The following is an 8,451-nucleotide window of genomic DNA, read 5'->3' as shown; positions in this document are numbered from 1 at the left end:
TAGAAGACGTGGGTCCCCACCTGGGCCACGCGGACCATGCGCCCGCCCCAGTTGGGGGAGACCCCGGTGGTGTGGAAGTTGGTGGCGTCGCCCACCGAGGCCATGACGGCCCCCGACAGGGCGCGGGCGGCGACCTGCTTGGCGCGGTTCCAGGCGATGGCCTCGCGGCCCCGGCGCATGGACCCGTCACAGGCGAAGCTGAACTGGCAGCCGCGGGCCCGGGCCGCGCCCTGGAAGACCACGCCGCAGACGCTCTTGGGATAGGCCGGGTGACGCACGCGGTTGAGGACGACCTGGGCCACGGCCTGCTGGCCGGTGGCGACCTCGCCGCGGGCTTCGAAATAGACCGCCTGGGTCAGGCATTCGAGCTCGCGCGAACTCTCCAGCACGCCGGCCATGCGGAAGGGCGCGGCGGCGGGCGCCAGGGGCCCGGCGAAGGCGGCGCGCAGAACCACGGCCGAGGCCGGGTTGCGATCGCGCTTCTCGAGACGGGCGGCGAGGATCGCGGTCTGGCGGTCGCGCTCGGCGTCGCCGGCCACGGTGAAGGGGTCATGACGGCGCGCGATGCGCAGCACGCCGGGATCCATGGCGGCGGCTTCGCGTTGAAGAACGGACTCGGAGAATCCACCGGCGGCGGCTTCGCCCAACCGGGCGGCGCGTTGGTGATCGGTGGTCGCGCGGGCCATGCCGCCGACCAGATAGGCCGCGCCGAGGCCCAGGCCGACGCCTGAACCCAGCAACACAGCGCTGGTCAACGCTCGCCAATCGGCGCGCGCCTGAGGTTTAGCTAGCAAAGGGTGGTTGTCCCGTGTGGCGAGGGCGGAGGCGCCCCCAGACATCGTTGCTGCTAGACGCCCCTGCACTTGCTGGCGGCGTTTCGCGGCGGGCCTGCTCCTTACACGTCGGAAGACAGGCCATGGCGAAGTTGCCGGTGCTTATGACGGCTAGCTTCACGATTCGCAACCCCATATTGCAGCGCAGCATAAATTGCCTGTGGATTTCTTGCCCAGCGACCCCCTCCGGAACCTCCACAGTCGCCCGCCGTTCCTCCGGCCGAGACCCTTCAACCGGAGCCATGTCATGCGGAATATTCTGAGCCTGATCGCCGTCGCGGGCGTCGCCCTCACCCTCGCGGCCTGCGGCCATAATGTCGAACAACGCGCCGCCACCGGCGCGGCCACCGGGGCCGTCCTGGGCGGCCCCGTCGGCGCCGTCGCCGGCGCGGCGGTCGGCACGGTCGTCAGCAAGTCGGTCGACAAGTAGGATTGCCGTGGCCCCGCCTCGCGCGGGGCCATAGTCCAACTGCGTCATGCCCGCGTCCGGCCCCTGGCTAGGATCGTATTTCCAAATGCGATTCTGGGGGCCCCGCCGTGGGACACGTCATCTATGCTGTCCTGGCCCTGGCCGTCGTGGTTGCGATCACCGTCCTCGGCGGGCATCCTCTCTGACCATGAAACGCCGCCTGCCCCTTCTGCTGCTGGCCGGGCTCACCGTCTGCGCCTCCGGAGCCCAGGCCGCGCCGGCCTGGCGCGTGCAGCAGTCCTGCGCGCTGAAGCGCTATCTCGGCGCCACACCGGCCTTCGCCACCGCCTGGGGACGCGACACCTCCCAGGTCTCCTATGGCGGCCGCCCCGCCGCCATGGCCTGGCGGGAGGAGCCGGCCCGGGTCAACTACGTCAAGGCCATGGCCTCGGGTCGCGCCTTCGCCGACCGCGCCGCCGACCTGCTGGCCCAGCGCGAACGGATCACCCGCGAGGACGCCCTGCGCGTCATCGGCGCCGACCGCGGCCCCTGGCCGGAGGTGACCAAGGCCAAGTGCGACGCCCTGGAGCGGATGGCGTCGCGCTAGACCCTGACCGTTTCAGATGGACCCATCTAAAAAGGTCAGGGCCTAGATTCAAAACATGAGAGCACGTCAGGGTCGAGCGCCAATTCCGGTGCGCTCGGCGTTACGGCGTCGATCGGCCGCGGCGGCCAACTGTAAAGCAATGTAAATTCGAGACCCGCACAGGGGTTTCCACGCTCAAGCTCTGCTACGACTTGGTTAAGGGTAACCCGCAACGCAAGGTCGCACGCAGATGCCGGACACAGATGAAGTCGCCCTGGCGCGGCGGACGAAGTTCGCCAAGACGTGGAACATCAATCCGCTGGTGGCCGAGATCGTCGAGATCCTGCTGGTCTATGGCGGCTCGGCCCACCGCAACCTGGTGGCCGAACGGATCGCCATGCGCCGGACCGAGGAGCGCATCTCCGACGGCCTCCGGCGCGAGATCTTCGAGGCCTTCGACGCCCACTGCGAGGGCGCGGCCCGCACCAGCCAGCCCAGCCTGGTCTTCCTACCCTTCGGCGAAGCCTCCCACCGCTGGGCCCTGACCGCCGACGCCCAGAGCTTCCTGGAGCGCAGCCCGCAGATCCTGGCCCGCCCGGCCTATCGTCAATGAGCCCGTCCCTCCTCAAGCTGGCCTCGGCGATCGCGACCTCGGCCTTCGGCTGCCGCCTCGCCCTGATCCATGCCTGACGCCATGGCCAATCTTCGCCGGCGCCTGCTCCTGGCCCTCGCCCTGGTGGTGAACTTCGCCGCCTGGATCTTCATCCTGCGCGAGGTGCTGCTTCCGCTGGTCTCCGATTGACGGCGCCGCCGCCGGATCGGAGAGTCGCCCCCATGTCCGCCAAGATCCTGACGCCCCTCGCCGCCGCGGCCCTGCTGGCCGGCTGCGCCACCCCGCCCCAGGTGGTGCGCGCCGGCGATCCCGCCTTCGCCCACGGCAAGACCCTGGCCCTCGCCCCCAGCGCCGCTGAGCCCGGGGACAGGGCGCGGCCCGACCAGGCCGCCGCCCTGGTGCTGGGCCACCTCAAGGCGCGCGACGCCCGTCTCGCCGATCCGGCCAGCGCCGACTATCTCCTACAGGTGACCTTCGCCGCCCTGCCCAAGGGGGTGGGGGTGATGCGCAGCAAGGCCGGCGACTGGCTGGCCGATCCCAAGGCGGGCCGGCGCTGGGGTCTGCGCGGCCCTGCCTATGCGCTCAGCGTCACGGCCATCGAGACCAGGTCCGGCAAGGCGGCCTTCTCGGCCACCGCCACCGAACGCGCCCACGGCGAGCCCGCCGCGGCGGTGGATCGCCTGGTCACCGCGGCCCTCGCCAGACCCTAGACCATCTCCGGCAGGTCGACGATGAAGCGGGCGCCGCCGCCGGGGGCGGTCTCGTAGCGCACCTGGCCGCCGTGGCGCACCACCACCGAGCGCACGAAGGCCAGGCCCAATCCCGCCCCCGGATCGCCCGCCTGGGGCCGGTCGAAGCGCTGGAAGGGCTCGAAGACGGCGGCGGCCTCATCGGGCGTCAGTCCGGGCCCCTGATCGGTCACCGAGACCACGATCCGCCCCGCCTCGCGGGTGAGCGCGATGGCGATCACCGCCCCCGCCGGGCTGTACTTCACCGCATTCTCGAACAGGTTGGCGAAGGCCCGCGCCAGCAGGGAGCGTTCGCCGAGGGTGAAGGCGGGCTCGTCGCAGCCCGCCTGGACGAAGGTCACCTTCTTCTGCTGGGCCTGCGGCCAGAGCTCGTCGGCCATCTCGCAGACCACGTCGGCCAGGTCCACCGGTTCGCGGCTGAGGGCGGCGGCCTCGGCCCGGGCGAACTGCACGAAGCCGTCGGCCAGGGCCAGGGTGCGGCGGGCGTTGGCGGCGATGCGGCCGACGACGGTGGGTTCCAGGCCCGGAGACTGCTGCAGCAGGGCCAGGATCGAGGTCTGGGGCGAGCGCATGTCGTGGGTCAGCAGCTGCAGGGCCTGCTCGCGCTGGCGGGCGGTGGCCATCAGCTCGGTGACGTCGGCCAGGCCGATCACCTCCCCGGCCGGCCCCTCCCCCTCGCCCCGGCGCGACGCGGTGTGCAGCAGCAGGGTGCGGCCGTCCCGCAGGGCCAGGGGCCGGGCGTGGGGTCCGGTCAGGTCCTCGGCCTCCAGCGCCACCGGCTCCAGCCGCCGCAACAGGTCGATGAGGCGGGCGCCCACCAAGTCCTCCCCCAGCAGGGCGTGGGCCGGGGCGTTGGCCTGGATGACGACGCCCCGCGCATCGGTCACCAGGGTGGCGTCGGGCAGGCTGGCGAGGATGTCGTCGGCGAAGCGCCGCAGGGCGTCCATCCGCGAGATGGCGCCGCTCAGCGCGCGGGCCTGGCTGGCCACCACGTCGGCGACGGGCCCGTGAGCCATCGGCGCTTGGGCCACCGGCGCCTCCAGGCGGCCGCCGAGCCGCTCGAACTCGGCTTTCAAGAAGTCGCTGGCCATGGCCAGCCGCCGCCAGCCCCAGACCGGGAAGACCAGCAGCAGGATGGCCAGCGTCGTCACCGGCGACAGCCAGAGGTGGGACAGGCCGAACAGGCCGAGGCTGAGGGCTAGGACGGCGGCGCCCAGGCCGATGGCCAGGCCGAGGTTCTGCGCGGGTTTGAGCGCCAGAAAGCCGGCCATCAGGATCCAGAGCGGCAGGATCGCCAGGACCAGGCGCCAGGGACGCCCCGCCTCGCTCCGGACCGCGCCGTTGCCCAGGGCGTCCAGGATGTTGGCCTGCAGCTCCACCCCCGACATGCCGCCGCCCAGCCTGTCCATCGGGGTCTGGAAGTGGTCGGTCATGCCGAGCGCCGTGGCGCCCACCAGCACCCGGCGGCCGGTGAAGAACTCCGCCGGAACCTCGCCCCGCAGCACGCTGCCGAAGCTCACCGTCCGATAGGCGCCCGGCGGGCCGGCGAAGGGGATCAGCTCGCCGACGCAGGGGGCGCCATCCGCCGGCGGCGGCGGGATCTCCAGCCCGAGGACCACCTCGGCGAGGGGCCGGGGCGTCGGGGCGGCGCAGCGGTCGCGGCGGCGCACGACCCCGTCGGCGTCGGCGCGGATGATCACATGCCCCAAACCCACGGCGGCCTGGGCCAGGAGCGCCGTGGGCGGGACGTGCTCGAAGCGCGCGCCATTGAGCCCCGGCGCCACCAGGACCGGCAGATAGACCCGGCCCGCCTGCCCCATCGCCTTGGCCAGGTCGGCGTCCGCGGGATCTGGCTCGGTGAACAGGACGTCGTAGATCACCGCCTTCGGGCGCATGGGCGCAAGGACCCTCAGCAGCTCGGCGTGCCGGGCGCGCGGCCAGGGCCAGCGGCCGAGTTCGGCCAGGCTGCGGTCGTCGATGGCCACGATGATGAGGTCGGGATCGGCGGGTCGGCCATTGAGCAGGGCCAGGGCGTCGTAGACCGCCCCGTCGGCGCGGGCCAGCAGGCCGTTCCAGCTGGCGACCCCGGCCGCAGGGGTGGCCAGGACGGCCACCAGCAGCCACTCCAGCAGCAGTCGTCGGAAGGCCGGCGATCGCCCGGGCTCCGGCATGGGCTATCGCCCGACGTCGAGTTCTTGCAGGCCGCCGACCTTCTCGGAGATCTTGCCGCGGTTCAGCCGGGTCGCGGTCACCCGCCAGAAATAGGCGCCCGGCGGCAGGTCGGTGAGCACCACCTGCGGCTCCTCCAGTCCCGGCTGATCCACCAGGGCCGTGCGCGCCTGCGCCTCGCCGAACAGCTGGAAGCGGTAGGTGCGCGCACCCTGGCCGGTGGCAGTCCACCGGAATAGGTACTGGCGCAGCTTGCCGGACTTTTCGGCCGCGGCCTGGCCGGGCTCCAGGATGTTGAGATCGCGCTCGAAGGCGTAGTTGGAGGCCGCCCCCTCCAGGCCCAGGGCGTCGATGGCGGTGGCGCGGACGAAATAGGCGCCGTCCGGCACTCCCTCGAAGGTGACCACGGTCTTGTCGGTCCTGGTCTCGGCGAAGGTGTCGATGAAGCCCGCGTCGTTGGCCAGTTGCAGGCGGTAGGCCACCGCCTCGGCGACCGGTTCGATCTCGAAGGACACCACCGCGTCCTCCTGGGCCCGGCCGCCATGGGCGAGCCTGGGGGTCGGCGGCAGCGGCGTGGGGGCGCCCACCGTGTCCGGGGTGACGCTGACCCCGAAGGTCTCGGCCACGGCCACCTCGGCGCCGGCGCCGCTGACGCCCACCAGGCCCTTGAGCACCTCGGTGGTGGCCTGACCGCTGCTGAGCGCCGCGACCCGGAACTCGGTGCCGCGCACCGCAGACACCGACAGCGGGGTGCGGATCTGGAAGCGGGAATCGGGATTGGCGCCCGGGGTGGCCGAGGTGGAGCTGCGGCCGGTGTCCAGGTCGAAGACCCGCAGCAGGCCGCCGGTCATCGGGACCTCCCGCAGCTGGCGGACCCGGGCGCTGGAATTGGAGGGCAGGGTCATGCGGCTCTCGTCGGAGAGCTCGACGGTGAGGAAGCCGTTGGCCTGGGTGGTCAGGGTCATGCCCTCGACGATCGGCAGGCCCACCCGGGGCGTGACCGGCCGGCCGCCCTGCTCGATCCGCACGGCGCCGGAGAAGGCCACCAGCTCGGCGGTGATCGGAACCGTCCGCATCACCCGGTAGGGCACCACCACCGTGGCGCCCGGCTGCAGGCGCCGCGGATTGGGGATGCGGTTCAGGCGCCGCACGGTCTCGTAGTCGCCGGGGCGGGCGAAGTAGCGGCGGCCCAGGTCGTAGAGGTTGTCGCCCTTCTTCACCACATAGCGGGCGTCCGGCGCGGGGGTCGGTCCCTGCTGGGCCAGGGCGGCGCTGGGGACCGCGAGGGCCAGGAGCAGGGCGAGCACCTTCACTGGGCGTCCTCCAGGACCGGATGGCAACGCTCCAGCCGGTAACCGAAGCCGTAGACCGTCACAAGCCGGAAGCCGCTGGCCGGGCGCAGGGAGAGCTTGCTGCGCAGCCGCGAGATGTGGGCGTCGAGGGTGCGGGTCTCCAAGTCGGCGCGGTGGCCCCAGACCCGCTCCAGCAGGTAGTCGCGGCTCAGCGCCCGGGACATGTTGCGGAACAGGGTGAGCGCGAGCTGGAACTCCTTGGAGGTGAGCTGCTCGGTCTTGCCGTCGCGGGTGGCGGTCTCGGTGGCGGGGTCGAAGGTCCAGCCCTCATGGGTCTCGCCGCTGGTGGGGGGCGAGGTCGGATAGGCCCGCCGCAGCAGGGCGGCGACCCGGGCCAGCAGGATCGAGGGCTCGAAGGGCTTGACCAGGTAGTCGTCGGCGCCGGCGTTCAGGCCCGCCACCACGTCGCTCTCCACCGAGCGGCTGGTGACCAGCAGGACGGGCGGGGTGGTCGGCAGCAGCTCGGGCAGGCGCTTGAGGACCTCGATGCCGCTCATCTCGGGCATGTTCCAGTCCATGATCAGCAGGTCGAAGGTCTGTCGCCTCAGGTCGGCCAGCAGGGCCGCCGGCTTTTCGTAGACATGGCAGCGATGACCGGCCTGACGCAGCATGGCGGCCAGCAGGTCATTGTGGGCCTGGTCATCGTCCAGGACGGCGATGTTCATCCTTGCGCTTCCCACGACACTTTCGAATGCCGGCAAGCTTAACCTTCACCCGATCGTCCGGCCCCTGAATTCTCGCCCAGGTCACATTCCTTTACCTTCCCGCCTCCGGCGGATTGTTGTGGGCGACAAAGCGGGCATAGCCCTCGACATATTCGGCCGGAATGAAGCCGGCCATCATGGCGCTCAGGTGCCCCTTGCCGGGCAGGACCAGGTTGGTGAAGTCCGCGAGCTCCCGTGCCAGGCGGTGGGTGCGGGCGTTGGGTCGGTCGTACTCTCCGTTGATGGCCATGACCGGGAAGTCGATCTTCGACAGGTCCAGCTTCGTCAGGGTCGCCATCATGCGGCCGGCCATGTCCTCCATCTTGCGCACCGCGCCGGCCCCGGCCACGGCCTGGACCTTGGCGCGGATCTTGTCGCCGAGGTCGTTGCCCACCTCCTCGCCCTTGGCCTGGCGACGCGCCTTGGCCTGGGCGTTGGCGGCGGCCTCGTCGGGCGCCTCGCCCATGACGTCGGGAGGAACCTTGTCCTTCCACTCGGCGGTTTCGCTGACGCCCGAGCCCTGGAAGCAGGCGCTGATGAAGCGTTCCGGGGCGCGGGTCATGAGTTGGAGGGTGACCCCGCCCCCCATGGAGTAGCCGGCGATGTGGGCTTTCTCGATCCCCATCTGGTCCATGAACTCCAGCACGTCGTCGGCCATGTTGAAGTGGCTGTGGCGGGCGCCACCCGACAGGCCGTGGGCCCGCATGTCCAGGGCGTAGACGCGGTTGGTCTCCGCCAGCTTCGGGGCGATGCCGTTGGAGAACCAGTTGCCGATGGCGCTGCCGCGGGCCCCATGGATCAGGATCACGGGCACGCCGGCCCCGGCCTCCACATAGTGCAGGCGGGTCCCGTCCTTGACCGTGAAGAAGCCGTCCGGCCAGCGCGGCGGCGGTGCGGCGCTCTGCGCCGCGGTCGAAACCGACATGAAGTCCCCAGGAATGAACGCGACTGAAATGGCTTGGGCGGCGGGAAATGAGTCCGCCGGTTCCCCACTATGACGGCTCGCGGCCCCCGGCGCCAACGGCCTCGGTTGACA

At 71.5% G+C, this 8,451-nt stretch carries 9 protein-coding genes; 4 read left to right on the top strand and 5 right to left on the bottom strand.

From position 1 onward, the window contains the following. Positions 1–743 (bottom strand): cell wall hydrolase (locus tag Q7T09_RS01430; RefSeq protein WP_304697179.1); only part of this gene is annotated, 743 nt, incomplete at its 3' end. Between the two features lie 337 nt (positions 744–1,080). Here Q7T09_RS01430 and Q7T09_RS01425 point away from each other — a divergent pair. The 4 genes from Q7T09_RS01425 to Q7T09_RS01410 all read left to right on the top strand — a co-directional run bounded on the left by Q7T09_RS01425 (position 1,081) and on the right by Q7T09_RS01410 (position 3,151). Further along, positions 1,081–1,263 (top strand): hypothetical protein, encoded by a 183-nt coding sequence (locus tag Q7T09_RS01425; protein WP_304697178.1) that lies wholly within the window; start codon positions 1,081–1,083, stop codon positions 1,261–1,263. A 187-nt stretch (positions 1,264–1,450) separates the two neighbouring features. Then, the gene (locus Q7T09_RS01420; RefSeq protein ID WP_304697177.1) at positions 1,451–1,849 is read left to right on the top strand and encodes a hypothetical protein; all 399 of its coding nucleotides are present in this window, start codon (positions 1,451–1,453) and stop codon (positions 1,847–1,849) included. Positions 1,850–2,078: 229 nt separating this feature from the next. Continuing rightward, positions 2,079–2,441, top strand: coding sequence for a hypothetical protein (locus Q7T09_RS01415; RefSeq protein ID WP_304697176.1), 363 nt, complete (start codon positions 2,079–2,081; stop codon positions 2,439–2,441). A gap of 221 nt (positions 2,442–2,662) precedes the next feature. Further along, entirely contained in the window at positions 2,663–3,151 is a 489-nt protein-coding gene (locus Q7T09_RS01410; RefSeq protein WP_304697175.1) for a hypothetical protein, read from the top strand. On the opposite strand, the gene Q7T09_RS01405 is transcribed toward Q7T09_RS01410, so the two are convergent. The 4 genes from Q7T09_RS01405 to Q7T09_RS01390 all read right to left on the bottom strand — a co-directional run bounded on the left by Q7T09_RS01405 (position 3,148) and on the right by Q7T09_RS01390 (position 8,340). Beyond that, positions 3,148–5,361, bottom strand: a complete 2,214-nt coding sequence (locus Q7T09_RS01405) for a CHASE2 domain-containing protein (protein ID WP_304697174.1) — start codon at positions 5,359–5,361, stop codon at positions 3,148–3,150. The two genes, Q7T09_RS01410 and Q7T09_RS01405, sit on opposite strands and share 4 nt — an antisense overlap. Before the next feature lie 3 nt (positions 5,362–5,364). After that, positions 5,365–6,672 carry a FecR domain-containing protein gene (locus Q7T09_RS01400; RefSeq protein WP_304697173.1) on the bottom strand — a complete coding sequence of 436 codons (1,308 nt, stop codon included), beginning with the start codon at positions 6,670–6,672 and terminating at the stop codon, positions 5,365–5,367. After that, the gene (locus tag Q7T09_RS01395; RefSeq protein WP_304697172.1) at positions 6,669–7,376 is read right to left on the bottom strand and encodes a response regulator transcription factor; all 708 of its coding nucleotides are present in this window, start codon (positions 7,374–7,376) and stop codon (positions 6,669–6,671) included. The genes Q7T09_RS01400 and Q7T09_RS01395 overlap by 4 nt, the downstream gene beginning before the upstream one ends. 91 nt (positions 7,377–7,467) lie before the next feature. Beyond that, positions 7,468–8,340, bottom strand: a complete 873-nt coding sequence (locus Q7T09_RS01390; RefSeq protein WP_304697171.1) for an alpha/beta fold hydrolase — start codon at positions 8,338–8,340, stop codon at positions 7,468–7,470. Between the last annotated feature and the right edge of the window lie 111 nt (positions 8,341–8,451).

The organism is Phenylobacterium sp. (assembly GCF_030645195.1).
GTDB lineage: Bacteria > Pseudomonadota > Alphaproteobacteria > Caulobacterales > Caulobacteraceae > Phenylobacterium.
Note: the sequence above shows the minus strand (reverse complement) of the source record. Positions and strands in the feature narration are given on the sequence as shown.